The 26,353-nt window shown below is 38.1% G+C and carries 19 protein-coding genes; 6 read left to right on the plus strand and 13 right to left on the minus strand.

Going from position 1 to position 26,353, the window contains the following annotated elements:
• Positions 1 to 59 precede the first annotated feature (59 nt).
• From LB467_RS00890 to uvrC, 7 genes are all read right to left on the minus strand, one after another.
• Positions 60 to 1,298: a M23 family metallopeptidase gene (locus tag LB467_RS00890; protein ID WP_224472146.1), complete on the minus strand. Its 1,239-nt coding sequence runs from the start codon at positions 1,296 to 1,298 to the stop codon at positions 60 to 62.
• Between the two features lie 4 nt (positions 1,299 to 1,302).
• Positions 1,303 to 2,271, minus strand: a complete 969-nt coding sequence (locus LB467_RS00895) for a tryptophan 2,3-dioxygenase family protein (RefSeq protein ID WP_224472147.1) — start codon at positions 2,269 to 2,271, stop codon at positions 1,303 to 1,305.
• 5 nt (positions 2,272 to 2,276) lie between these two features.
• Positions 2,277 to 3,056 carry a DUF3108 domain-containing protein gene (locus tag LB467_RS00900; RefSeq protein ID WP_224472148.1) on the minus strand — a complete coding sequence of 260 codons (780 nt, stop codon included), beginning with the start codon at positions 3,054 to 3,056 and terminating at the stop codon, positions 2,277 to 2,279.
• Between the two features lie 299 nt (positions 3,057 to 3,355).
• Complete coding sequence (hppD, locus tag LB467_RS00905) at positions 3,356 to 4,498, minus strand: 4-hydroxyphenylpyruvate dioxygenase (RefSeq protein ID WP_224472149.1); 1,143 nt, start codon at positions 4,496 to 4,498, stop codon at positions 3,356 to 3,358.
• A 44-nt stretch (positions 4,499 to 4,542) separates the two neighbouring features.
• Positions 4,543 to 5,715, minus strand: a complete 1,173-nt coding sequence (locus tag LB467_RS00910; RefSeq protein ID WP_224472150.1) for a homogentisate 1,2-dioxygenase — start codon at positions 5,713 to 5,715, stop codon at positions 4,543 to 4,545.
• A 191-nt stretch (positions 5,716 to 5,906) separates the two neighbouring features.
• Positions 5,907 to 8,135 carry a patatin-like phospholipase family protein gene (locus LB467_RS00915; RefSeq protein WP_224472151.1) on the minus strand — a complete coding sequence of 743 codons (2,229 nt, stop codon included), beginning with the start codon at positions 8,133 to 8,135 and terminating at the stop codon, positions 5,907 to 5,909.
• Between the two features lie 60 nt (positions 8,136 to 8,195).
• Positions 8,196 to 9,992, minus strand: coding sequence for an excinuclease ABC subunit UvrC (gene uvrC / locus LB467_RS00920; RefSeq protein ID WP_224472152.1), 1,797 nt, complete (start codon positions 9,990 to 9,992; stop codon positions 8,196 to 8,198).
• A gap of 178 nt (positions 9,993 to 10,170) precedes the next feature.
• On the opposite strand from uvrC, the gene LB467_RS00925 reads away from it, so the two are divergent.
• The 6 genes from LB467_RS00925 to LB467_RS00950 are packed head-to-tail and all read left to right on the plus strand — an operon-like array spanning position 10,171 to position 14,948.
• Positions 10,171 to 10,596 carry an ATP-dependent zinc protease family protein gene (locus tag LB467_RS00925; RefSeq protein WP_224472175.1) on the plus strand — a complete coding sequence of 142 codons (426 nt, stop codon included), beginning with the start codon at positions 10,171 to 10,173 and terminating at the stop codon, positions 10,594 to 10,596.
• Complete coding sequence (gene rimK / locus LB467_RS00930; RefSeq protein ID WP_224472153.1) at positions 10,593 to 11,465, plus strand: 30S ribosomal protein S6--L-glutamate ligase; 873 nt, start codon at positions 10,593 to 10,595, stop codon at positions 11,463 to 11,465. Before LB467_RS00925 ends, rimK begins: the two co-directional genes overlap by 4 nt.
• Positions 11,466 to 11,468: 3 nt before the next feature.
• Positions 11,469 to 12,449 carry a succinylglutamate desuccinylase/aspartoacylase family protein gene (locus tag LB467_RS00935; protein ID WP_224472154.1) on the plus strand — a complete coding sequence of 327 codons (981 nt, stop codon included), beginning with the start codon at positions 11,469 to 11,471 and terminating at the stop codon, positions 12,447 to 12,449.
• Positions 12,442 to 13,011, plus strand: coding sequence for a 5-formyltetrahydrofolate cyclo-ligase (locus LB467_RS00940; RefSeq protein WP_224472155.1), 570 nt, complete (start codon positions 12,442 to 12,444; stop codon positions 13,009 to 13,011). Before LB467_RS00935 ends, LB467_RS00940 begins: the two co-directional genes overlap by 8 nt.
• Positions 13,012 to 13,059: 48 nt before the next feature.
• Positions 13,060 to 14,508, plus strand: coding sequence for a sensor histidine kinase (locus tag LB467_RS00945; protein WP_224472156.1), 1,449 nt, complete (start codon positions 13,060 to 13,062; stop codon positions 14,506 to 14,508).
• 17 nt (positions 14,509 to 14,525) lie between these two features.
• On the plus strand, positions 14,526 to 14,948 hold the full coding sequence (locus tag LB467_RS00950) for a response regulator (RefSeq protein ID WP_224472157.1): 423 nt from the start codon (positions 14,526 to 14,528) through the stop codon (positions 14,946 to 14,948).
• On the opposite strand, the gene LB467_RS00955 is transcribed toward LB467_RS00950, so the two are convergent.
• The 6 genes from LB467_RS00955 to LB467_RS00980 form a co-directional block, all read right to left on the minus strand.
• Complete coding sequence (locus LB467_RS00955) at positions 14,945 to 15,571, minus strand: lipoprotein signal peptidase (RefSeq protein WP_224472158.1); 627 nt, start codon at positions 15,569 to 15,571, stop codon at positions 14,945 to 14,947. The two genes, LB467_RS00950 and LB467_RS00955, sit on opposite strands and share 4 nt — an antisense overlap.
• Before the next feature lie 156 nt (positions 15,572 to 15,727).
• The gene (locus tag LB467_RS00960) at positions 15,728 to 16,111 is read right to left on the minus strand and encodes a TraR/DksA family transcriptional regulator (RefSeq protein ID WP_224472159.1); all 384 of its coding nucleotides are present in this window, start codon (positions 16,109 to 16,111) and stop codon (positions 15,728 to 15,730) included.
• 5 nt (positions 16,112 to 16,116) lie between these two features.
• The gene (ileS, locus tag LB467_RS00965; RefSeq protein ID WP_224472160.1) at positions 16,117 to 19,518 is read right to left on the minus strand and encodes an isoleucine--tRNA ligase; all 3,402 of its coding nucleotides are present in this window, start codon (positions 19,516 to 19,518) and stop codon (positions 16,117 to 16,119) included.
• A gap of 144 nt (positions 19,519 to 19,662) precedes the next feature.
• Positions 19,663 to 22,071 (minus strand): TonB-dependent receptor, encoded by a 2,409-nt coding sequence (locus LB467_RS00970; protein ID WP_224472161.1) that lies wholly within the window; start codon positions 22,069 to 22,071, stop codon positions 19,663 to 19,665.
• The gene (recO, locus tag LB467_RS00975) at positions 22,072 to 22,791 is read right to left on the minus strand and encodes a DNA repair protein RecO (RefSeq protein ID WP_224472162.1); all 720 of its coding nucleotides are present in this window, start codon (positions 22,789 to 22,791) and stop codon (positions 22,072 to 22,074) included.
• 140 nt (positions 22,792 to 22,931) lie between these two features.
• Positions 22,932 to 26,045 (minus strand): WD40/YVTN/BNR-like repeat-containing protein, encoded by a 3,114-nt coding sequence (locus tag LB467_RS00980; protein ID WP_224472163.1) that lies wholly within the window; start codon positions 26,043 to 26,045, stop codon positions 22,932 to 22,934.
• Between the last annotated feature and the right edge of the window lie 308 nt (positions 26,046 to 26,353).

Genomic DNA, 26,353 nt, shown 5'->3' on the forward strand with positions numbered 1-26,353 from the left:
TTCTGAAATGAATTCAGAATGACGATTTAAAAATTTTTTTAGACAGCTTCATCTATTTTTTATATTTCCTTATATGGAATTTCATCCAGGGAAATCTTTAAATCTTCTATCGCTGCAAAATATTGCTCCTTATGTTCTGGTTCTATGTGCTTTGCCGTTGGCAAATTCTGGCGATAAGGATCTACCTGCTTCCCATGAACCCAGAAGCGATAGCAAACGTGTGGCCCTGTAGCAAGACCGGTGCTTCCTACATAACCAATTACATCACCTTGTTTTACCCGCTGCCCGTTACGCACGTTTCGTTTGCTCATATGTAAATACTGGGTCGTGTACTTATCATTATGTCTCACTTTTACATAATTCCCGTTTCCGGAAGTGTAACTTGCAGCGATTACCGTCCCATCGGCAGTACTTACAATCGGTGTTCCGTGAGACGCTGCATAATCAGTTCCCAAGTGGGCTTTCCAGCGTTTTTGAACCGGATGAAATCTTCTTTTTGTATATCTGGATGATATCCGGCTATAGTTTAACGGTGCTTTTAAAAAGAAACTCTGTAAGGCTTTAGCCTCTTCATCATAAAAACTGGGTTGCCCGGTTATTGAATCGGTTAAGTATTCAAAAGCGTAATAAGGTCTGTCTCCGTGCTTAAAAACCGCAGCTTCAACGTTTTCGATTCCGGCAAAGATAGTATCATCTATATATTTTTCAGAATAGATCATTTTGAACTGATCTCCCTTCTGAAGTTTAAAGAAATCTATACTCCATTGATAAATATCAGAAAGCTCATAGACTAATAGATTGCTTAAACCTTGCTCTGCCACAGCTGCTGAAAGCGAAGAACTAACCACCCCCGAAACTTCCCTTCTTTTAACACTTACCGGCTTCTTTTTCCTGGTAGCGCTAATACTATCACCAATTCCCACAATTGTGTAGTTTATTCTATCATTTTGATAGATAAAATACTGCGGGGTATTCGCTGAATCCTTTTCTTTAAGGATCATGTATTTTCTACCCGCTGTTATCCTCGCGGGGTTAAAAGTGTCTTTTACTTTTTCTGAAATCTGGTAGATCTTACCTCGATCTACGCCGTGCTGATCCAGAATGTAACCAAAACTATCTCCAGATTCTATTGTAGCGTCTACCACTTCATAATCATCCAGAATAAAACCAAACTCTTTCTTAACAGGCTTAGGTGCTTTTTTTTCTACCTTTTCCTCATTAAGCGCGGTTTCTTTAACATCATTTTCACAGGCCGCAAAAGCCAACATCAATACCAGTAGGATACTTAATTTTTTCAATTTTTCAGCAATTTTCTTTGTGTATATTAAACATATGCTCTACCCATTCTTTGCCCCAATTATCTAATTCTTCTTCAGTCCATAAATAAGGAAAAAAACTGTTTTTCTGAAATCCTGGCGGCAAAAACTCCTTCCAGTTTGTTCCACCTGTAGCCTCAATGGTTTCTTTATCCTTATTTAAATATCTATAAGCCGCACCCATATGCATTAGGGACCAGTTTAGATTTACATTGGCGTCAAAATTACGCAATGCTTCTTTTAATAACTTATTATTTTTAACCAAATCTGGAAGTTCGAGATATTTATGAAAAAGGGTTTTTCCCTTATATTCTGAAGCTATTCTTAAAAAACGCGGAGTATAGCGCCTTTCAAACTGCCTTAGCGTTAAGGTTTTCTCCCCTGTTTTAAGATCTATTCCGCCTTTCTTCCAGTAAATATTTTCGTACAAATCTTCCAGGCTATTCTCTTCTGAAAATTGATCTCTTATTTTATAGGATACCAGGTTTTCTAAAGGAGTCGCATAAATCTCTATCATCCTGAACTGTGCCGATTGAAACCCGCTGGCCGGCAATAAAGACATTCGAAATTTAAGAAATTGCTCTCTTTCCATCCCCTTGATCATTACATCAAAAGAATCGGTAAGAATCCTAAAATAACGGTTTAACCGATTGTATTTTTCAATAAGAAAATTTGCATCAGGAGCTTTAGCTTCAATAATTTGTTGCTGCTCATGAATAATGAGTTTAAAGTAAAGCTCAGTAATTTGGTGGTAAGAAATAAAGATTTTTTCGTCTGGAAAATGCGTTAGGGTTTTTTGTAGACTTAAAAGCGTATCAATACTCAAATAATCCCAATAGGTAAGGTATCTGTCATGTAAAAGTCCGTCTAAATAGGAAGCCAGATCCTGACCTGAATTTTTAAACTTTTCCTCTAATGCAAAAATACGTTCTGCAATTTCCGGTTTTATTTCCATGTATATTAGTCCATAATTATTTTAAATGGATGTTTCAAACCTTTATAATCATCTAAATCGGCATCTAGGGAACCAACCGCCAAATTCGCTTCGATCTTAATTGGTACTTTATTTTTGTCGTCACTCACCCAAAAAGTTAGGCTCTCCTTTTCCTTAAAAACCCTTCCAGCCATAACGTAGGGCCTGAATTTCAATGTGGCAACTTTACCAAATTTGGTTTTTATCACTTCCCGGCCGAGAAATTTCAATTTGAAATCCATGTTCTCATCATCTATAAATAGATTGAGACGCATCTCATCTCCGGGACGAAGATTATCGCTTTTAATATTGTTGCGAATATAATAAAATGCCGACAACATGTCGTGCACATTTGGCTTGGTGGGGTAGATATGATTTTCGTTGTGTTTTTTATCAAAAACGTGGGCCTTGTTATCGCTATGATTAAACTCTATCTCAAGATCTTTAGTATAGCCCCCTTCATTTATATTTCTAATAAATTTATAAGGCTTCCCATCTTGCTTATCGATATAGGTTTGGTAATTATCGTCTACCTTAAAAAACCAATGTAGTAAGCCGGTAGATTTTCCAATACCTTCAATATGATAAACAGGAGTTCCATTTAAACTTGTTTCGTCTACTTCTAAAGTAGCATAACTGGCATTGAAAGGACCGTAATGTATGCGAAATTTGAACCATTCGCCGGCATTAAATGCTTTTTGGGATTGGGCCTGAAACGTGAATCCCGCTAGAAGAAAGATGAATATTGTAAATATGCTTTTTTTCATACCAAATTTTTAAATACTGATTTACAGATTGATTGGGAAAAGGATATTTACAATTTCTATTCCAAATGTATTAAAAGAAAAAACCCCATCAAATTAATGACGGGGTTTTTGTCTTATTAACCAACTAAAACTTAAATTATGAAAAAATTAATTACATTATTGGTAACCACTCCAAAAATGCGAGCGCAAAAGTCTGCATTTAATAGAGTTATAACAACACGAAAATTAAGTTTAACACAATAATTTTCAGTAATACATTTTTTTAACTTTAAACTTTAGTTAATCTAAGCATTTAAAGTTTATTGCAAAGTTCCTCGTAAATCCTGCTCTCTCTCAATAGCCTCAAACAGGGCTTTAAAGTTTCCTTTTCCAAAAGATTTCGCTCCTTTTCTCTGGATGATCTCAAAAAACATAGTCGGACGGTCTAAAACCGGCTTGGTAAAGATCTGCAATAAATAGCCTTCATCGTCACGATCTACCAATATTCCAAGCTCTCTTAAAGGCTCAAGATCTTCATCTATTTCCCCTACCCTATCTAACAAAGTATCATAATATGTCTCGGGAACATATAAAAATTCAACCCCGCGATCTCTGAGTTGAGTTACGGTTTCCAGTATATTATCAGTTGCCAGTGCGATATGTTGTACGCCCGCCCCGTTGTAAAATTCTATATATTCTTCAATCTGGGATTTCTTCTTTCCTTTTGCAGGTTCGTTTATCGGGAATTTAATTCTTCCATTCCCATTACTCATCACCTTACTCATTAAGGCAGTATAATCTGTGGAAATATCTTTATCGTCAAAAGATGCCATTTGCGCAAAGCCCATTACTTTAGCGTAAAAGTCTACCCATTTATTCATCTCGTTCCAACCTACATTACCTACCATGTGGTCTATGTATTTTAGACCTGTATCCTCAGCCTGCACTTTAGTTGCATAAGTTTTATAACCAGGAAGGAATGGCCCTTCGTAATCCTTTCGCTCTACAAATAAGTGAATGGTTTCTCCATAAGTATGAATTCCAGAAATCACGGCTTTCCCGTGTTCGTCTTCCATCTCGTAAGGCGCTACATAAGATTTCGCACCTCTTTTAGTAGTTTCTTCGTAACTCTTCCTGGCATCGTCTACCCAAAGTGCTACCATTTTCACCCCATCACCATGTTTATTAATGTGAGCATTAATATCGCCTTCCGGCTGAAGCGGGGAAGTAAGCACAATTCTAATCTTGCCTTGTTGCAACACATAAGAAACACTATCCTTTCTGCCTGTTTCCAAACCAGAATAAGCAACCGGCTGAAAACCCCAGGCGTGCTGATAGTAATAAGCTGCCTGCTTGGCATTACCTACATAAAGTTCAACAAAATCGGTGCCCAGGATTGGAAGAAAATCTTCGGCGTCCTGCATTACCTTTTCTAATTTAAGTGATGTATTATCAGTACTCATTTTAATATTTTTTAATGCTACTTTTTAGCTATTTGATATTTCTATTATTTATTATGATTTTCTTCCAACCAGGATTTGTGGTAGGTTTCATCGGCAATTTCCATCGCATCTTCTGTGAGCATTAATGGCTTAAAAGTATCTACCATCACCGCTAGTTCCTCGGTTTCTACCTGGCCTATACTGCGCTCTACAGCTCCCGGGTGTGGCCCGTGCGGAATTCCCGCCGGATGTAGCGAGATATGGCCGGCTTCAATATCGTTCCTGCTCATAAAATCACCGTCTACGTAATACAGCACCTCATCACTATCTATATTGCTATGGCTATATGGCGCGGGGATACTTTCTGGATGGTAATCGTATTTACGCGGACAAAAACTGCAAACCACAAAAGCATCGGTTTCAAAAGTCTGGTGTACCGGTGGTGGTTGGTGAATTCTACCGGTAATAGGCTCAAAATCATGAATGGAAAAAGCATACGGATAATTATACCCATCGTAACCTACCACATCAAAAGGATGTGTTGCGTAAACCATATCAAAGATTTCGCCTTGTTTTTTTATCTTAATCAGGAAATCACCTTTTTCATCGATGGTTTCCAATTCGTGTGGCTGTCTTAGATCACGCTCACAAAACGGGGAGTGTTCCAGCAATTGCCCAAACCAGTTTCTGTAGCGTTTAGGTGTGTAAATTGGTCTCCTTGATTCTACAATAAACAGACGATTGTTTTCATCATCAAAATCAATTTTATAAATAGTTCCTCGCGGAATCAATAAATAATCGCCGTATTTAAAATCCAGGTTTCCAAGGTGTGTTCTCAATTTTCCACTTCCTTTATGAATAAAAAGCAATTCATCTGAATCTGCATTTTTATAAAAATAATCATCGGTAGATGCTTGCGGGGAAGCCAGCGTGATATCAACATCAGAATTAGTCAAAACTACTTTTCTGCTTTCAAGATAATCTGGATTCGGTTTTACCTGAAATCCTTTAAAACGATAGGATTTTATATTGTTTTCAGCAGCGATTTTCGGTTTTACACTATAACTCCCTTTTACCTCTTTTACCTGGGTTGGGCGATGTTCGTGATAAAGATTAGAAGACATCCCGTCAAAACCAATAGTACCAAAAAGTTGTTCGTAATAAAGACTGCCATCCGGTTTTTTGAAAACCGTGTGACGTTTATGAGGAATCTTACCGAGTTTATGATAAAAAGGCATAATCTGATATTTTTAATTAAAACCTCAATTTCCAAAAGATTATTGAGAATTTGTTATTTTTTCCGGTGTTATTTTACCTTAAAACAAATATCGGGAATTTTTAAAGAAACATTCTTAAAACATCTCTAAAAACCGGAAGCAATGAATCAAGAACCTTGTAGCATTTTATCAGGCAGGAAGTAGAAAAACACTTAAAACCAAAATCCAAGGCTAAAGAACCACTGACTGGCTTTAATTTCAGGAGAATAGGTGTATTTCACCTCCAAAGGACCTATAAAAGTATCAACCCCGTACCCCAGAGCGTAGCCTGTAAAATCTGGCATCGTAAACCAGTCTCCAGAGGAATATAACTTATTCCCCACATTAGCAATGTTGGCACTCGCAATCAAATGGTGTTTTCTAAAGATCTCATAATCCAACTCCACAAGACCTTTAATATAACTATCTCCCGAAAGGCTTATAAAATCATAACCATAAAATGGAACAAAATTATTGATTAGGTTATTTCCATATCCTCCCAGGAAGAAATCGAGGGTATTTACTCCGTCGCTTCCTATTTTAAACCCTGCTTCCGATACAATTCGGGCAGAAAATTTATTGATAGGAGAAAACGCATAGCCCAGAGTACCTTTTGCAATGGAAAATTCAGCAAAATCATTATTAAAATCTGAGGAAAACAGATAAACATGAAAATCTCCATCAAAATAAACTCCCCGGGAGGGAAAGTATTTATTATCGTAAGAGTCGTATTTTAAATAACCGAAAGCACTATAGTAATGGCTGTTTTCAAAAAGTGTGTTATCATCAAACTCAGGATTTGGATTATTTAAAGTTTCCGAAGCAATCCTTAAATATTTATGCTCGGCTCCCAGGCCGAAAGAGAAAACCTGTTGAAATAGAGTCTCTGCATAAAACTGATTGGTAAAATCCCGGTAATCTATATCTATCCTGTTCACCCCAATATCTTCCAACTCTGCATTTTCGCGGGCAAAATCGAAAGAAACCGTATGATCAAAATTATTATAGCGGGATTTAAAACCAATACTCCAGTAAAAACCTTTATCGATATAATAATCAAAATTATACCGAAATTGTTCCCCAACCACTACATCCAGAGAAGCAACATCGTTAGAAAACAGCAGGCTATTTCGAGTATAGTTAATTAAGGCCCCTATTTTATAAAGTTCATCATAATGCAAGCCCAAGCGTAATAGGCTTTTATTTTCGCTCTCTTCCATTTTCATGGCCAGGGTATAAAGACCATCGTCATTATTTGGAATTAATCGATAATTAACTTTATTGAAATTACCTGTTGCAGAAAGGTTATTAATACCTCTATTAAGATCTTCAAATGTAAAATGCGTAAAATAATTGAGTCTTAATTTCCCCATTATATAGGACCGCGGATAGGTATTATTACCTTCCAGCGTTAGCGTGCTTATTTGAAGAGTATCAATCTTAAACATCACAACTTCCTGCCGTTCGGCACTTTGTCTTTCAGCAAGCTTTTCAAGTTCTTCTCTCCTTTTGAGCGAAGCTACCCTTCCCGAGTCTATAATGGCCTTACCTTTTTCAAAAGATAAAACCGAAAACGGACTAATATCTGGCTTAATATAAATATCCGTCTTAGGAATTTTTTCCTTCATTTCACTTATTGTGCGGAAATTGCTAATTTGGGTAAGAATATCAAATACATTTCGCAATTCTTCCCTATTTACCAGGCTATCCTGAACATCTACACCTATAATTACCTCAGCCCCTCTTTTTCTGAGTTCCTCTACCGGATAATTATTCGCAACCCCGCCATCGGTAAGCAATCTTCCGTTGAGACTTACCGGACTAAAAAGTGAAGGAATTGCCCCACTCGCAGAAACCGCCTGCGCCAGGGAACCTTCATCCAGGATCACTTCTTCCCCAGTTTCCACATCGGCCGCTATACAGAAAAACGGAATAGGCAATTCGCTAAAATCATCCACATTTCCCAAATGCATAGTAAGTTGGGAAATTAGATTGTAAATATTCTGGCCCCGGGAAAGCCCAGAAGGAAAACCAATTTTAAAATTATCAAAAGGCAAACTAAGCGCATATTTTTCTGAATCTTCTTTTTCATAAAAAGATTTTGCACTACGCGGAATATTATCCTGAATTAATATATTGAAATTGGTCTCGTGAAAAATTGAATCTAACTGGTGTGCTGTGTAACCAGAAGCATACAAACCCCCAATTATTGCCCCCATACTACTCCCCCCAATATAATCTATTCTAATTCCCGCATCTTCAATTACTTTAAGAGCACCAATATGTGCAAGCCCTTTTGCACCACCTCCACTTAGAACAAGACCCACTTTTAAATCTTCCTGCTGCTGGGAAATACCAGGAAGGGTCAAAAGCAGAAAAATTAAAAGCAATAGTTTTTTCATTTTTATAATTTTAATCCCATTTGGTGAATATATCACAGGCTTCCCACTATCATGCTGGTTTTATTTTTTTGATTGATAATGATTGTAAATTATCCCAGCTTTGGAAACCCCAATAACCTCAGCGAGCTCTAATTCTGATGCTTCTTTTATACGTTTTACCGAGCGAAATTGTTTTAATAATTCTACCACGGTTTTTTCACCAATACCCGCAATTTCTTCCAGCTCGGTATTTAACGCGGTTTTACTTCTTTTGTTACGATGAAAAGTAATTCCGAACCTATGCGCTTCATTTCGAAGCTGCTGAATAATTTTTAATGATTCAGACTTTTTATCTAAATAAAGCGGAATAGTATCTCCCGGATAGTAAATTTCTTCCAGTCGCTTTGCAATACCAATAATGGCTATTTTCCCACGTAAACCTAAGATTTCCAGCGCCTTCACTCCCGAAGAAAGCTGCCCCTTTCCGCCATCTACGATAATAAGCTGAGGTAAATCCTCTCCTTCATTCAGCAAACGTTTGTAGCGTCTAAAAACTACCTCTTCCATGGATGCGAAATCATCTGGCCCTTCCACGGTTTTGATATTAAATTTACGATAATCCTTTTTGCTTGGTTTCCCGTTTTTGAAAACAACACAAGCCGCCACAGGATTTGTTCCCTGGATATTGGAATTATCAAAACATTCTATATGCCGCGGCTCTACGTTTAGCCGAAGGTCTTCCTTCATTTGTGCCATGATTCGCTTCACATGCCTGTCTGGATCTACAATCTTCATTTGTTTAAAACGCTCCTGTCGGAAATATTTCGCATTTCGAAGCGATAGATCTACAATCTTCTTTTTATCGCCCAGCTTCGGAATAGTTACTTTCACCTCTTCGCCGGCATCAATTTTAAAAGGCACATAAATTTCTTTTGAATTAGAACTGAAACGCTGCCGTATTTCGGTAATTGCCAGTTCCAAAAGCTCGTCATCGGTTTCCTCCAGCTTTTTCTTCATCTCTATAGTATGCGACCTTATAATGGCTCCGTGAGAAAGCTGAAGAAAATTCACATAACCATAACCTTCATCTGAAACTATAGAAAATACATCAACATTGGTGATTTTTGGATTAACCACCGTAGATTTAGACTGGTAATTCTCAAGAACATCTATTTTATTTTTAATACGCTGGGCATCTTCGAACTCCATTTTTTCGGCATGTTCTTTCATTTGCTCTCTAAATTGCTGCAGGGAATCTTTAAAATTCCCTTTCACAATTTGCCGAATCGCTTCGATATTGCTGTTGTATTCTGCTTCATCCTGTTTTGCTTCACAAGGGCCTTTGCAATTTCCTAAATGATATTCCAGACAAACTTTATATTTTCCCTGTCTTATTTTTTCTTCGGAAAGATCATAATTGCAGGTTCTAAGTTTATAAAGTCCTTTAATAAGCTCCAGTAAGGTATTTACGGTTTTAAAACTGGTAAAAGGTCCGTAATATTCGCTGCCATCTTTTATTAATTTTCGGGTAGGAAAAACCCTCGGGAAACGTTCATTCTTAATACAAATCCAGGGATAGGTCTTATCGTCTTTCAGCATTACATTAAAACGCGGCTGATGCTTTTTGATAAGATTATTCTCTAAAAGTAAAGCATCGGTTTCTGAAGCCACCACAATATGCTTTATCTCTTTGATTTTTTTTACCATCACACCAATCCTGTGACTATCGTGACGCTTGGTAAAATAGGAAGTAACCCTTTTTTTAAGGTTTTTGGCTTTCCCTACATAGAGGATCTTTCCGTTCTTATCATAATACTGGTAGACTCCGGGACTATTGGGCAGGGTTTGTAATTGTACTTCTAAAGCTGGCGTTTCCATCTCCCCAAAGGTAGAATTTATTATGCGTAGCTATAAAAATTGCGGGGCCTTGTAGATGTTAAATTTGTATTAAATGAGCTCCAAAATTCGGGTTAACTACCTTAGTAGTGGGCTTAAGCGCTTTAAATTTTATAATTTCTATAAAAAGATTAGTTGTGTATTTTACTACCTTGCGCTTATGAAGAAAACAGTAATTGGGCGTTTTGACAAAGCAGATTTTCCTGCATTGCATTTAAACGATATCGCTATTAAAATTGATACCGGCGCTTATACTTCATCTATTCACTGTGAAAATATAGTTGAAAAAGATGGAGTTCTGGAATGTACCTTCCTTGACGAAGAGCATCCTTTATACAACGGAAAAAAATTTACTTTTACAGATTATGATATCGTTTTTGTGCGTAGCAGTAACGGAATAATTCAAAAAAGATATCAGGTAATATCTACCATTAAAATTTTTAATAAGGTCTATAAAATTTCGCTTTCTTTGTCGTCCCGACAGGAAATGAGGTTTCCGGTACTAATTGGCCGAAAATTCCTTACTAAAAAATTTATCGTGGACACCGAATTAACTGACGTTTCTTACAATATTAAACAAAAATGAAAATAAAAATCCTTTCGCGTAATAGCCATCTTTATTCTACAAAACGCCTTGTAGAGGCCGCTACCAAACGCAAACACGAAGTAGAAGTTGTTGACCCTCTAAAATGTGACATCGTAATTGAGAAACGTAAACCCAATATTTATTATAAAGGCGGTTATATTGAAGGTGTAGATGCCGTGATACCAAGAATTGGGGCTTCGGTTACTTTTTATGGTACCGCAGTGGTGCGACAGTTTGAAATGATGGGTGCATTTACCACCACAGAATCGGAATCTCTGGTTAGAAGCCGTGATAAACTTAGAAGTTTACAGGTACTTTCCCGGGCAAAAATTGGATTACCAAAAACTGTTTTCACCAATTATTCCAGGGATGTTTCCGGAGTTATTAAACAGGTTGGAGGTACGCCTTTAGTTATAAAATTACTGGAAGGAACCCAGGGTGTTGGTGTTGTTTTAGCCGAAACCAAAAATGCTGCAGAATCTGTTATTGAAGCTTTTAATGGCCTACAGGCTCGTGTGATTGTTCAGGAATTTATTAAGGAAGCCAAAGGTGGAGACATTAGGGCTTTCGTAGTAGATGGTCATGTGGTTGGCGCGATGAAAAGACAGGGGAAAGAAGGTGAATTTAGATCCAACCTTCACCGTGGCGGTAGTGCTGAAGTAGTAGAACTCACCGATGAAGAAGAAATTGCCGCAGTAAAAGCTACCAAAGCAATGGGACTTGGGGTTGCGGGGGTAGATATGCTACAAAGTGCTCGTGGGCCACTAATCCTGGAAGTTAATTCATCTCCCGGATTGGAAGGCATTGAAAAAGCCACCGGTAAAGATATCGCCAAAACCATAATAAGATATATTGAAAGGAACGTTTAGCCTATGGCAAAAATAACCAGTGACAATGTTCTGGAAATACTTGGCGAACAGGTAAAGCCGGGAAAAAGCGCCACGATTAATTTCAATATGGCTAAACTCTACACCACTACTTCAGTAGAGGTACCGGTAATTATTGAGCGTTCTAAGAAACCCGGCCCGGTAGTTTTAATTACCGCAGGTATTCACGGCGATGAAATAAACGGGGTAGAAATCGTTCGGCAAATTATCTCTAAGGGCATCAACAGACCGCAGAAAGGGACCATTATTTGTGTTCCCGTGGTTAATATTTTCGGCTTTCTGAATTTACGCCGGGAATTCCCCGATGGCCGTGACCTAAACCGAATGTTTCCCGGAACAAAACACGGTTCCCTGGCCAGCCGATTCGCATTTCAGTTCGTAAAGAATATATTACCTCTGGCTAATTTTTGTTTGGATTTTCATACCGGTGGTGCCAGTAGATTTAACGCGCCCCAAATACGGGTAAAACGCGGCGATGAACAAAGCCTTAAATACGCACGAATTTTTGGTGCACCATTCACCATTTACTCCAAAACAATCACCAAATCTTATCGCGAGACCTGTGCTAAAAAAGGAATTCCGGTCTTGCTTTTCGAAGGCGGAAAATCTATGGATAGCAATCGCGATGTAGCCAAACACGGGGTTGAAGGCGCTATGAGAATTTTAAGTTTTTTGGAAATGCTTCATCCCAAATTTGATTATCCCGATGCAATTACCGAAACAGTGATAATTGAAAATACCAACTGGATGCGCGCAAAGTACAGCGGCCTTTTGCACATGAAAATTCCCTGTGGAAAACATGTTGAAAAAGGGGAATACATTGGTACTATTACCGATCCTTATGGTAAATTCAGGCATAAAATTAAGGCTGTAAACACCGGGTATGTAATCAATATAAATGAATCCCCTATTGTTTACCAGGGCGACGCAATTTTTCATATTTCAGCACCACCAAAAGATGAGTAAGGCCGAATTACGAAAAAAATACAAAGCTTTACGCTTAAAACTTTCTGAGGATAAAATAGAAGAACTCAGTCTGGAAATTGCAAACCAATTGCTGCAATTGCCGGTTTGGAAAAAAGAATTTTATCATCTTTTTCTAAGTATCGCCCAGCAAAAAGAAGTGGACACCGAAAACATTCTGCATATTCTCCAGGGAAAAGACAAAAACGTCGTCCTTTCTAAAACCAATATTACAGAGCATAAATTAGAGCATTTTTTACTTACCGATACCAGCGTAATAAGAAAAAATCGTTGGAATATTCCGGAACCTGAAGGTGGCATTCCCATTCCCCCTCAACAAATAGATGTAGTTTTTGTTCCCTTACTGGCTTTTGACGAGGAAGGGCATCGCATTGGTTATGGCAAAGGTTTTTACGATACTTTTTTAAGTGAATGCAAACCAGGGGTTATAAAAATTGGACTTTCCTTTTTTAGGGCTGAACCTGCTTTTAAAGAAGTATTCAGCAGTGACATTCCGTTGGATTATTGCGTAACACCCGGCAAAATATATAGCTTTAAAAATTAGGGATTTAGGAAGTATTCCGTTATTTTTAACAAAACTTTCACCCCCTTAATGCTAAACGACCTTCAATTAAACAGCATTCTTGAAGATTTTGATATCGCTTACTGGAAGATCAATCTTCTAAATAAAGAGGTGAGCTGGTCAGAACATTTTGACACCCTCATTGGTAAACCCGAGTTTTCTGAATCCCATTTTGAATATTTTTTAAAGGAAATTCTGCACCAGGATTATCGTTACGATTTCAGGCTTTATTTCGATAAACTAACCGAAGAAAATGAAGCCTTTAGCATAGAACTTAAACTGAAACTCAGCAATGGAAAATACCGCTGGTTTGAATGTAGAAATCTAAAAAATAAAGAAAATAATAAGGAAACGGCGGTGCTGCTATTCGTTAATATTCATCAAAGCAAACGAGACCAGTACACCATTGAAGAAAACTTCTTTTATTACCGGGAAACGGCTCAAATGACTAATACGGGCGGTTGGTATATTGACACCCTGAACAAAAATATTTACTGGGATAATGTAACCAAAAAGATAACTGACTGCCCGCTGGATTACCAACCCCCGTACGAGGAACATTTCCGATTTTACGCGCCTGAAGAACATCCTGTAGTAATGTCGGCATTTGAAAAATGTGAAAAATATGGTATTCCGTTTAAGATAGAATTAAAAATGAGAAATCTTTATAACAAAGATTTCTGGGTGCGTGCAACCGGAAAACCGGTTTATAACGAAGATCAGGATATAATCGGGATTCGCGGAGTTTTTCAGGATATAAACGAACAAAAGGTAAACGAACTGAACCTGCAGAATTCATTAGATATTATTGCAACGCAGAATTCCCGCTTATTTAATTTCGCGCATATTGTATCTCATCATTTGCGTTCCCACAGCAGTAATCTTTGCCTTATTGTAGAATTGCTAAAAGAGGCCAAAACAGACACCGATAAAATTGAGTTAATTCCTAATGTAGCAGATATTTCTGAAAATTTGGATCTGGCCATAAACCAGTTAAATAATATCGTAAATAAACAATCGATTTTGCGCAAAGAACGGCGAATTGTCTCCTTCGAGAAAGCACTAAGTGGGGTAATGGCTTCAACTTCTTCTTTAATAAATCGGGAAAATGCAAAAATCGTAGCTGAATTTCACGCCTTAAAAGAAATTAGCTATATCCCTGAGTATCTTGAAAGTATTTTGCTAAATTTAATCACTAATGCTATAAAATATAAACATCCGGGCAGAAAACCGGTTATTTATATTCAAACTTATGTCAAGAACGAAACTCCGTTTTTGGAGGTTAGTGACAACGGTTTAGGCATTGACCTGGATCAATATGGTGATAAGATGTTTGGGATGTATAAAACCTTTCATAAGAACCTGGATTCGCGTGGAATTGGACTTTTTATAACTAAAAACCAGGTAGAAACACTTGGGGGTTCAATCTCGGTAACCAGCACTGTAGATGTAGGCACTACATTTAAGATTAAATTTTAAAAATTAAACTAATTCTCATGGGGCAAAAAGTAGAATTGGCGTGTATTATTGACGATGATAAAATATACGTAAACCTTGTTAAGAAGATCATTGAAATTAAAAAACTTTCAGAAAATCTTCTCATTTTTAAAAACGGAATGGAAGCCTTAGATCATTTTAAATTGATCCTGGAAAACGCTACCGAAGAAATTCTTCCAGATATTATCTTTCTGGATATTAATATGCCAATTATGGATGGCTGGGAGTTTCTAAATGAGTTTATTAAAATAAAGAATAACTTCGAAAAGAAAATCACGCTTTACGTGGTGAGTTCCTCTATAGATCCGAGAGACCTGGAACGGGCAAAATCTTTTAACCTGGTTACCGATTATTTAATCAAACCAATAGAATTGAAAAAATTCGAGAAGATTTTTGACCGTAACGGTCACGCCGCTGCCTAATTATTTTTTTCCTTAATTTCTTCCTCTTCTTTAGGGAAAGCCCGCCTATTAAAAAGCAGAAGCAAAATTACACCCGCACTAATGGCGGTATCGGCTATATTGAAAACCGGCTCAAAAAATGTGAAATAATTCCCGCCCCAAAAAGGAATCCATTCAGGTAAATATCCCTGCCATAGCGGGAAGTAAAGCATGTCTACCACCTTCCCGTGAAATAAGGTGCCGTAGCCGCCTTGTGCTGGCATAAATTCAGCTACCTGACCATAACTATCGTTGAAGACAATTCCGTAGAAAACCGAGTCTATGATATTTCCAAAAGCTCCGGCGAAAATCAAGGCAATTGCGGTTATTAAGATTCTGGAACCATTTTTTCTAACTGAATCCCACAGCCAGTAACCAATACCAACAATGGCCACTAATCTGAATAAGGTTAGGAAAAGTTTCCCGTATTCTCCCGGGATTTTGGTACCCCAGGCCATACCTTCATTTTCTACAAATAAAATTTTAAACCACTCAAAAACTGGCACTTCTTCGCCCAGCGAAAAATTTGTTTTGATATAAAATTTTGAAATTTGGTCTATTAAAAGTACCAAAACGATAATAATACCCGCTTTTTTTAAGGACATGAACTCTGTGGAATTTAAAACGCCGCTAAAATACTAATATTATTTAGTTTTTACCCGGCTAAAAATCAGCTTCTCAAAAGCAATTTTGTAATAAGTAAAACAAAAACGTCCCAAAGCATTGGCAAAGGGACGTAATATATAAAATCCAGAAAGCTTTTATTTCTGCATATTTTTAGCTTCAATACTCAAAGTAGCATGCGGCACAAGTTGTAAACGCTCTTTAGCGATTAATTTCCCGGTTACACGGCATATTCCATAAGTTTTATTTTCAATTCGCGTTAATGCATTTTTGAGATCACGAATAAATTTCTCCTGCCTAATAGCCAATTGAGAGTTCGCTTCCTTACTCATAGTTTCACTGCCTTCCTCAAAAGCTTTAAATGTTGGAGCGGTATCGTCGGTACCGTTGTTCCCATCATTTTTATAAGCATTTTGATAAATGGCCAATTGCTCCTGTGCCTTAGTGATTTTGCCTTTAATCAAGGCCTTAAACTCAGCTAATTCGGCATCGCTGTAACGCTCTTTTACTTCAGTTGCCATAATTTCTAATGTTTTTTAATAAACATTCTAGTAGTAACATCGTCAAAAACCACCTCGGCTCCTTTAGTTACTACCTCCGCAAATTCGAGACTTGCAGTTAATGTTTCATTCTTGATATAGGTTATATTTTGATTAACAGCATCCTCGACAATACCGTCTTTTTGTAGGGTCACTTCAATTGTATCGGTAATTTCGAAACCAGAATCCTTTCTCATATTCTGTATCCTGTTCACCAATTCCCTGGCAATTCCTTCTTTTTTCAATTCGTCAGAGATACTAACGTCTAAAGCCACGGTAATATTTCCACTACTCGCCACTAACCAACCTTCAATATCCTGAGAAGTGATCTCTACTTCCTCTATAGCTAATTTAGTCATTTCTCCGTTAAGGTCTATGCTTATCTCACCTTCACGCTCAATTCTTTTAATATCTTCGGAAGTAAATTTATTTATCTCATTGACTATCAGCTTCATATCTTTGCCAAATCGTGGGCCAAGAACTTTAAAATTTGGTTTTATTTGTTTCACCAACAATCCTGAAGCATCATCTATAAGCTGAAGTTCTTTCACATTTACTTCAGATTTTATCAGGTCTTCAACCGCCTGAATTTCTTCGCGTTGCTGTTCGTCAAGAACCGGAATCATTACCCTTTGCAGCGGCTGACGCACTTTTATCATCTCCTTCTTTCTAAGTGATAGTACTAGCGAAGAAATGGTTTGAGCCTTCTCCATTTTTCGTTCTAAAGACTTATCAACAAATTTTTCATCATACTTTGAAAATTCAGCCAAATGTACCGATTCAAAGTTTTCTTTATGTGTACTCTTGTTTAAGTCTTTGTAAAGCCTGTCCATAAAGAACGGTGCTACCGGCGCACCCAGTTTGGCTACTTCAACCAAACAGGTATAAAGGGTTTGATAAGCCGAAATCTTGTCTTGCTGATAATCGCCTTTCCAGAATCTTCTACGGCTTAAACGCACAAACCAATTACTAAGATTTTCCTGAACAAATTCTGAAATTGCCCGGGTTGCACGAGTAGGTTCATAATCGGCATAGAATTTATCTACTTTTCTGATAAGCGTATGTAATTCTGAAAGGATCCAGCGATCTATCTCAGGTCTTTGTTCTAACGGAACATCCTTCTCTTCATAAGTGAAATTATCAATATTCGCATATAAAGTGAAGAAAGAATAAGTGTTATATAGTGTACCGAAGAATTTACGGCGTACCTCAGCGATTCCCTCAATATCAAATTTTAAATTATCCCAGGGATTGGCGTTGGAGATCATATACCAGCGAGTGGCATCCGGCCCGTAAGCCGCCAGAGTTTCAAACGGATCTACCGCGTTCCCAAGACGTTTAGACATTTTTTGTCCATTTTTATCTAAAACGAGTCCATTGGAAACAACATTCTTATAAGCTACGTCATCAAAAATCATTGTCGCGATTGCATGCAGGGTATAAAACCACCCCCGAGTTTGGTCAACGCCTTCAGCTATAAAATCGGCCGTCCTTTCTCCTCTTTCAACTTTTTCTTTATTTTCAAAAGGATAATGCCATTGTGCATAAGGCATGGACCCTGAATCGAACCAAACATCTATAAGATCGGCCTCCCGCTTCATTGGTTTTCCAGAATCGGAAACCAGAATGATTTCATCTACCACATTTTTGTGAAGATCTACCAGATCGTAGTTTTCTTCACTCATATTTCCGGGCTCAAAACCTTCAAAAATATCTTTATCCATAACGCCGGCTTTTACAGCCTTCGCCATTTCTTCTTTTAATTCAGCAATAGAACCAATAAGCTTTTCTTCTTTGCCCTCTTCAGTTCTCCAGATTGGTAACGGGATACCCCAATAACGGCTTCTGGATAAATTCCAGTCGTTAGCATTGGCCAACCAGTTCCCAAAACGGCCTTCGCCGGTAGATTTTGGTTTCCAGTTAATAGTTTGGTTTAACTCAAACATTCGCTCCTTGAATTCGGTCACTTTAATGAACCAGGAATCCAGTGGATAGTACAAAATAGGCTTATCGGTTCTCCAGCAATTTGGATAACTGTGAACGTATTTTTCTACTTTAAAAGCGCGATTTTCTTCCTTAAGTTTAATGGCAAGCTCTACATCTACCGATTTTTCCGGTACCTGGCCTTCATCATAATATTCATTTTTTACATATTTCCCGGCAAATTCACCCATTTCTGGTCTGAACTTCCCTTGAAGGTCAACGATTGGCACCAAATTTCCGTTTTCATCTTTCACCAATAATGGCGGAATTTGCGGTGAAGCCTGTTTGGCCACCATCGCATCATCGGCACCAAAAGTCGGTGAAGTATGTACAATTCCGGTACCATCTTCAGTAGTCACAAAATCCCCGGAAATTACTCGAAATGCATTTTCAGGATTTTCTGCAGGAAGCGCATAAGGCAATAACTGCTCATATTTTATTTCAACAAGATCTTTTCCTAAAATCGTTTCCCCGATTAAAAATGGAATCTTCTTATCGCCTTCAGAATAAGCTTTTAACTCCTCTTCGGTTTCAACTTCTGTGAATTTCTTATCGAATTGCTTTCTGGCCAGATCTTTTGCAACGAGAATCGTAATTGGTTCGAACGTATATTGATTATAAGTTTTTACCGGAACATATTCAATTTTTAGCCCCACGGTTAAGGCGGTATTTGATGGTAAGGTCCACGGTGTGGTGGTCCAGGCGATTAAATAAGCCCCTTCTAAATCCTCTTTAACTGTAGCAGCTGAAACATCTGTAATTTTAAACATCGCTGTTACCGTGGTATCGGTTACATCCTGATAAGTCCCAGGTTGGTTAAGCTCGTGAGAACTTAAACCGGTACCGGCTTTTGGCGAATAAGGCTGAATGGTGTAACCTTTGTAGATTAGGCCTTTTTTGTAAATTTCGGAAAGCAGCCACCAAACCGTTTCCATATATTTTGATTTGTAGGTAATGTATGGATCGTCCATATCTACCCAATAGCCTATTTTTTCGGTAAGGTCATTCCACACATCGGTGTAACGCATAACCGCGTTTTTACAGGCATCGTTATATTTTTCTACGGAAATTTTGCTCCCAATATCTTCTTTGGTAATCCCGAGTTCTTTTTCAACCCCAAGTTCTACGGGCAAACCGTGGGTATCCCAACCGGCTTTACGTTTTACCTGAAACCCTTTTTGGGTTTTATACCGACAAAAGATATCTTTAATGGCTCGCGCCATCACGTGGTGAATGCCCGGAAGCCCATTTGCTGAAGGTGGCCCCTCAAAAAACACAAAAGGCTCTTTGCCTTCCCGCGTAGAAACGCTTTTTTCAAAAATATCGTTCTCCTTCCAGTAGCTTAGGATTTCTTCAGCTATTTTCGGTAAGTCAAGTCCTTTATATTCAGGGAACTTATTGCTCATTTCTTCAAAATTTCCAATGAGTCGCGAAAATAATCAATTTTAAGAAAAGAGCAGGTTAGAAAAACGGAAAAAGCTAGCCGAAAAGAAATTGATAGTGAATAAAACCTAAACGGTTTTTGAAAGCCCTGAGAATTAAGAAAAATTTTAAAAACTATACCTCAAGGCTAAAATTAGATTCCTACCTGCCGCAGCAATTCCGGAAGAATAAGTTCGATAACGTTGGTCGGTAATATTTTCTAAAGAAGCTGTGGCAAGCCAACTTTCTGAAAGTTGATATTGGCCCGTGAGATTTATGGTATACCAGGAAGGAGAATAAGGGTTTCCATTATCATCTATGGCATAAAGATATGCCTTACCCTGTTCTGTAGGGGCGAGATCTTCATAATCGAACTGGCCATTATATTCAGCAAATAGATCAAGTTTCAGCCTTTTTTTATGCCAGGTTAAATGCGTGTTTCCAAATATTGGAGCGGCGTGTCTTAAGGGTGCTGTAGAGCCGTCTTCCTGTTCCTCTTTTCCTTCGGTAATACTAATCTGTGAACTAAACCGAAGCGCTACCGAAAGGTCTATTTCTACCCCACCTTCTAAACCATAAACGTGGGCTTTAGCAGTATTTTGAATAGCCTGCACGCGGCTGAGTTCTCCCTGGTAGTCAATTTCAGCTTCTCCATTTAAAGTAAAATCCCTGCGCACCATCGCGTCGTTTAAATAAGTATAAAAGGCAGTGGCTATTAAACTGATATTTTCTGCAGGTTTCCAGTCAAAACCAAGTTCACTACTATAGGCATATTCTGGTTTTAAATTTGGATTCGGCACCACAACTGCGCCCGGTTCAGAATCAAATATTTTTCCAACATCATCTATATTGGGCGCTCTAAATGCTGTGGAAAGATTTAATCGCCAGCCAATATACCTATTTTGCTGCCAGTTAATTCCTACGCTTCCGGTTAAAGCACCTGTGTTTATATTAGCTTCCTGAAACGGGAAATCGTATAAATTTTCATCAAATTCAGCATCAACCAGAATATGATTATAACGAAGCCCCGATTGAAAAGAAAGGTCTTCCCTAATTTTCCATTGATAGCTTGCATAAGCTGCGATTGATTGCCAGGTAGATCCGTTTGGGTATCGTGAAACTGTAATATTTTCTTCTTCGGTTAAAATATTTTGAACATTACCGGTGGAGTTTACTTTATTAAAAACATATTCTGCTCCATAAAACAAACGGCTTTCTTCAAAAGTCTTTTCAAAATCAAAATTAACCGAATAAGCATCTACATTCTCCTGCGTATTATATAACCAATCCTCCCCAAAATCCCGGTTATGCCGGCTCTCTTCAAAAAACTGATAAGCGGTGGTTACCTGGGCTTTATCATATAGGGGCCCGTGTCCCTTTTTATTAATCTTAAAATTCCCCATAAACCACTCCTGCGGTCCATAATACCATTCTGCCGAACGCAATCCGCCATCCCGCTCCTGGTAAAGCCTGTCAAATCTTGGAAAATCTGATGTAGTAGAATATATAAGTCCTAAATTAAGGTCCCAGTCCTTATGTGGCATAAACTTTACCTTTTGCAGCAAATTTATTTGATTGTAACCTGTAGGCTTTTGTACTTCAGGGTTTTCATTAGAAACAATCACATCTTCCCCATTTCTTCGCACCGCATATTCGTTTCGCAAATATTCATCGGGGCCGTGAGATCCCATTCTTAAATCTCCAAAATCTGAGTAAGTTATACTACTTACAAATGCCCAGTTTTCCAGACCAATATTAACATCGGCGTGTATGGTTTTTTCGTTATTGGCAGAAGCATAGCGGGAATATGCATTTCCGGAAACCGACTTTTTTTCGCCAAAAGAAAACTTTGGCTTTAAAGTATAGAAATTCATCACTCCACCCACGGCATCGCTTCCATAAACCACCGAACCCGGTCCAAGGATTACCTCCGTATTTTCTACTGCCAGTGGATCTATAGATATTATATTTTGAAGATTTCCGCTTCTAAAAATTGCGGTATTCATTCTTACACCATCTACGGTAATTAAGAGTCGGTTTGTTGAAAAACCCCGAATTATAGGACTACCACCGCCCAACTGACTTTTTTGGATATAAACCTGCCCGCTGCTTTCCAAAAGATCGGCAGAGGTTTGCGGGCTCGCCATAATGATATCATTTGCTGAAAAACTGACTATCTTCTGCGGAATTTCATCTTTATTCATTTCAAATTTCGCTACCGAAAGTACCACCTGTTCCAGCTCATTATCATTACCCTTTAGGTAGACCTTATTTTCATTTTGAAGAATCTGGAATTTCCTGAGGCTTCTATTGGTATAATTAACGTGCGTAAAATGTATAATTTCATCCCGGTCAAATGCTGAAACATCTGCTTCCCCATCAAAATTAGTAAGTGCACTTTTAGACTTTTCCGCATTGTATATCGCCACACTGGCAAGAGGTTCGTGTGTTTCTTCATCTAAAACCTGTATCTGCTGAGCGTAGATAATATTAGCCATAAAAAAAAGGAGAATTACTCCTGTTATCAAACTTCGCATTTAGCTAAAAATTTCGTTGAGCACGGCAAGCGATTTTGGTTTTTTAAATCCTTCAATATGCAATTCGTAATATAAAATTAACATATTTAGGAAATTGGACCGACTTTGCTGATTTAGTTTTACTTCATTCAAAGTATCAAAATTTATGCCTAAGAACTGTCGTAAAATCTCCACATTCCGGCCATCAATGCAGTAATTATTTAGACTATTCAACTCAAAAACACCATCTAAAAGATTAAAGTAGGTAAATTCTTTTGAAGCAGTATCTGGATAAAAACCCAGGTAACGGGTTAAATTTAATAAGAATAAAAGATGAAAATTGGCGATTTTATCGTGCAGATCCAGCCACATAAGTGAGTTTTCGAGATAATTAAACAACTGCGGATTGGTTTCTTCTTCCCGAATGGCATTTTTTAAAACTTCGGCTAAAAACATCAGCATCGCGCCTTTTACCATATTAGTATGCAGGCTGGTATAAGTATGTAATACTTTAGCATCTTGCAGGTACTCCATTTTTCCCTGGTTGCGGTGGTTTGCCACAATCTCCAATTGGGTAAGTAGCTGAAACTGGGAAGCCTTGAATTTTCCTTTTTTAGATTTCAACACTCCTTTAAGCATATAGGTTTTTAAGCCATCGCTGTAGGTATAGGCTTTCACAATCAAATCGGCCTCGCCGTATTTTAAAGCACTTATTACTATTGCTTTGGTGGTAATCAACATAAAATATGGATTAATCTTTCTTCAAAGTTTCATTAAATACAGCCCCTACTAAGCATTCAAAAATACGTCAAATCTCTTTGGATATTAAAAATGAAAAAGCCACAAAAAGTGGCTTTTCAAGGTTCAAAAAACTTAAAATATTAATTTTCGACTGAATTACTTCTATTTGCATTCAACAAAATCGAATTCATTTCATTTATTAAAACAGAAAGTTCTTCTGAGAGTTCATTATACACTTTGTAAGCTCCATCGGTAGGTCTTGCCTCTCCGCTATCCACAATATTTCCAAGACTTGCTATCTTATTATTAAGTCTTATAGGGAAGTTTAGAGGATCCTGCGGGCTCTCATTTTTTACCTGATAGATTGATTCTTCAATTTCATTTAACTTTTCTAAAGTTTGAGGGTCAATATTATCACCCATTTCTTCTTTGTACTCTCTAATTTTAATTACCGCTTCATTTGCTTCACTTACTTTATCCCTAATCTTAATCAAAAGATCAAATTGTTCTTCCAGATCAGCTTCTGTTACTCCCTGAACTCTGGGATCAATTTTTATTTCAAAAGTTTGAGTTTCAGATTCACCATTGGCCGTAACTCTTACTTCATAAATTCCAGGCTTAGCGATAGGTCCTTTTTCGGGACTGGCAGACCACAAGATCATATCTTCAAAAACAGTAGCTCCTGGGTAACGCAAATCCCATTTAAAGGTGTTCAACCCTACTTTATTAGTGGGTATAGATGAATCTTTCTTCTCTTCAGCTGCTTCATCTCCTGCTTCCTCATTGTCTGTATTTGTTTCTGCTGAATTGTCAATATCTTCTTCTGTAGCTATGGATTCCTCATCTTCCTCTGTTGTAAAACTTTGAACGATCTCTCCTGAAGAATCCAGAATCTCAATTTTCACCTCCTCAGATTCTTTTCCAAGATTATAATGAAAAACAGCATCCTGAACTCTTCTTACGGCGTAGTAAGGTTTGTATAGGTGTAAATCCTTATTGGTTATTTCTTTGCTATATTCTCTTACAGGTGAAATATCATCAAGAATCCACATTGATCTTCCGTGAGTGGCAATAGCAATATCCTTTTCAGTTACTGCAAGATCACGAATTGCTACATCTGGAAGATTTAGTTGAAGTGAACTCCAATTCGCCCCATCATTAAAAGAAACATACATTCCATGCTCTGTTCCTGCATAAAGAACCCCGGGAGCTGTAATATCTTCCCGCACCACGTGTACGTAATGTCCATCCTGAATTCCATTTGTGATTTTCTCCCAGGTTTTACCGTAATCATCGGTTTTAAAAATATAGGGTGCCCTGTCGTTCATCTGGTATCTTTTTACAGCAACATAAGCTGTTCCCGGTTGATGCCTGGATGCATCAATTATACTTACCCGTGAGTTTTTAGGCAATCCGGGAGGAGTGATATTTTCCCAGGAATCACCGTGATTCCTGGTAATGTGAATCAGTCCATCATCAGATCCAGCCCAAATAGTGTTCACATCATGAAAGGATGGAGCTAAAGCATAGATAGTAGCATACAACTCGGGGCCACTCATATCAAGGGTGATTTCACCACCACTTTCTCCCATAGTCTCGGGATCGGCATAAGTTAAATCGGGGCTAATTTTCTCCCAGGATTGTCCTTCACTTGTGGTTGTCCATACGTGCTGTGATGTGACATACAACCTGTCTTCGAGCGGGGAAAAAACAATAGGATAAGTCCAGTGCACTCTTTCGGGTAAGGTTTCAGCCGGATTTCCCATAAAGTATCGTGGATAAGGCTCAATTCGTCTTCTTTCTCCGGTACTCCTATTAAAACGTGTAAGAACACCCGAATAACTTCCGGCATAGAATATATCCAGATTATTGGGATCCTGAGCGATATAACCGCTCTCCCCTCCTCCTACCGGATAGGAATATGTATACTCTTTAATTGAATTTTCTCTTGAAGTCATAAAATCCCAACCTTCACTGGGAATTGCTACGGTACTATTATCCTGCTGCGCTCCTGCAATAAAATAAGGAAAGTCATTTGTTGCTGTAATATGATAAAGCTGTGCTGTTGGATAATCTTCATCTGTCCAGGTCTCTCCACCGTTTATGGAGATGGTTCCACCCCCATCGTTGGCCTCGGCCATTCGCATTGGATTATTGGGATCTATCCATAAATCATGATTGTCTCCATGGGGAACTTCAATTTCGTGATCAAAAGTATTCCCTCCATCTGTAGATTTCCAAAAATCAACGTTAAGTACGTAGACGGTTTCTTTATCCTTAGGATCGGCGTAGATCCTGGTATAATAAAATGCCCTCTGGCGAAGTTTCCGATCTTCATTAACACGCTCCCAGGTCTTTCCGGCATCGTCTGAACGAAACACCCCTCCTTCATTCGCTTCTATTATTGCCCAAACCCGATCGGAATCTTGCGGAGAAACAGTCACGCCAATTTTACCGAGAGGCGTTTCAGGCATCCCGGGATTATTACTCAACTCAGTCCAGTTTTCTCCTCCATCTTCAGATTTAAAAAGACCGGAAGCACCACCTCCTCCCCACATTTTCCAGGGCTTACGATAAACTTCCCAAATAGAAGCATATATAACTTCAGGATTATTAGGATCTATCATCAAATCAGCGGTACCAGCCTTAGGCCCTTTATATAAAACCTTTTTCCAGGATTTCCCGCCATCTGTAGTTTTAAATACTCCTCGTTCCTCATTCGGACCAAAAGGATGGCCCAAAACAGCTACGTAAACTATATCTGGGTTTGTTGGGTGAATGCGGACCCGGGCCACAGTTTGAGAATTCTTTAAACCTACATTTTCCCAGGTTTCTCCGGCATCTATAGATTTATAGATTCCATCTCCCTGCATAATATTTCCTCTAAACTGGGATTCTCCCATTCCAATATATACTATATCAGGATCACTATCTGCAACATCCACAGCTCCCACAGAAGACGCGTTTATTTGTTTATCTGTAACGGGCTTCCAGGTAAGACCGCCATCGGTAGTTTTCCAAAGACCACCTCCAGTTGCGCCAAAATAATATTCATTGATACGATCGGCATGACCTGCTATAGCCGTAGAACGTCCACCCCTGTAAGGACCAGCTACACGGTACTCCAAAGTTTGAAAAAGAGTTGAATCGGGTAAAGTTTGTTGCGCCTGAAGGCTGCAAAAAGGGAAGGGTAAACAGATTAAAACAATTAAAAAATTTTGTAAAAACCTGAATGGAATACTAGAATTCTCCATAAGTACTTTAGTTTGAGTTTAAATTAATGGATTGGCTTATTTAAAGTTTATTTTTTATTCTCATGCATTTAGAGGCTGCTTGAACAGAAGAGACAGCTCTTTTCTTTTCAAGAAAACTCACGTCAGGTCTTTCGAGATCTCAACTCGTAATTGATCTGGATATTACAGATGAAAAAATCTGATGAAAGTTAGGATTTCAACTTTTTTATGAAACCAATCTACAATAAATTCTTAAAATCCTAAAAATTGAAGCACAATAAAAAAGGAACTATAATATTATAGTGATATGTTTTTATTAACCTCAGTTA

Source organism: Salegentibacter tibetensis (assembly GCF_020164485.1).
Taxonomy (GTDB): domain Bacteria; phylum Bacteroidota; class Bacteroidia; order Flavobacteriales; family Flavobacteriaceae; genus Salegentibacter; species Salegentibacter tibetensis.

Coding starts and splice junctions, on each gene's coding strand:
- ileS (WP_224472160.1), bottom strand. CDS start 19,518: ATGAGCAATAAGTTCCCTGAATATAAAGGACTTGACTTACCGAAAATA.
- LB467_RS00980 (WP_224472163.1), bottom strand. CDS start 26,045: ATGGAGAATTCTAGTATTCCATTCAGGTTTTTACAAAATTTTTTAATT.
- LB467_RS00945 (WP_224472156.1), top strand. CDS start 13,060: ATGCTAAACGACCTTCAATTAAACAGCATTCTTGAAGATTTTGATATC.
- LB467_RS00960 (WP_224472159.1), bottom strand. CDS start 16,111: ATGGCAACTGAAGTAAAAGAGCGTTACAGCGATGCCGAATTAGCTGAG.
- LB467_RS00910 (WP_224472150.1), bottom strand. CDS start 5,715: ATGCCTTTTTATCATAAACTCGGTAAGATTCCTCATAAACGTCACACG.
- LB467_RS00925 (WP_224472175.1), top strand. CDS start 10,171: ATGAAGAAAACAGTAATTGGGCGTTTTGACAAAGCAGATTTTCCTGCA.
- LB467_RS00950 (WP_224472157.1), top strand. CDS start 14,526: ATGGGGCAAAAAGTAGAATTGGCGTGTATTATTGACGATGATAAAATA.
- LB467_RS00940 (WP_224472155.1), top strand. CDS start 12,442: ATGAGTAAGGCCGAATTACGAAAAAAATACAAAGCTTTACGCTTAAAA.
- LB467_RS00915 (WP_224472151.1), bottom strand. CDS start 8,135: ATGAAAAAACTATTGCTTTTAATTTTTCTGCTTTTGACCCTTCCTGGT.
- LB467_RS00955 (WP_224472158.1), bottom strand. CDS start 15,571: ATGTCCTTAAAAAAAGCGGGTATTATTATCGTTTTGGTACTTTTAATA.
- LB467_RS00895 (WP_224472147.1), bottom strand. CDS start 2,271: ATGGAAATAAAACCGGAAATTGCAGAACGTATTTTTGCATTAGAGGAA.
- LB467_RS00970 (WP_224472161.1), bottom strand. CDS start 22,071: ATGCGAAGTTTGATAACAGGAGTAATTCTCCTTTTTTTTATGGCTAAT.
- rimK (WP_224472153.1), top strand. CDS start 10,593: ATGAAAATAAAAATCCTTTCGCGTAATAGCCATCTTTATTCTACAAAA.
- uvrC (WP_224472152.1), bottom strand. CDS start 9,992: ATGGAAACGCCAGCTTTAGAAGTACAATTACAAACCCTGCCCAATAGT.
- LB467_RS00900 (WP_224472148.1), bottom strand. CDS start 3,056: ATGAAAAAAAGCATATTTACAATATTCATCTTTCTTCTAGCGGGATTC.
- hppD (WP_224472149.1), bottom strand. CDS start 4,498: ATGAGTACTGATAATACATCACTTAAATTAGAAAAGGTAATGCAGGAC.
- LB467_RS00935 (WP_224472154.1), top strand. CDS start 11,469: ATGGCAAAAATAACCAGTGACAATGTTCTGGAAATACTTGGCGAACAG.
- recO (WP_224472162.1), bottom strand. CDS start 22,791: ATGTTGATTACCACCAAAGCAATAGTAATAAGTGCTTTAAAATACGGC.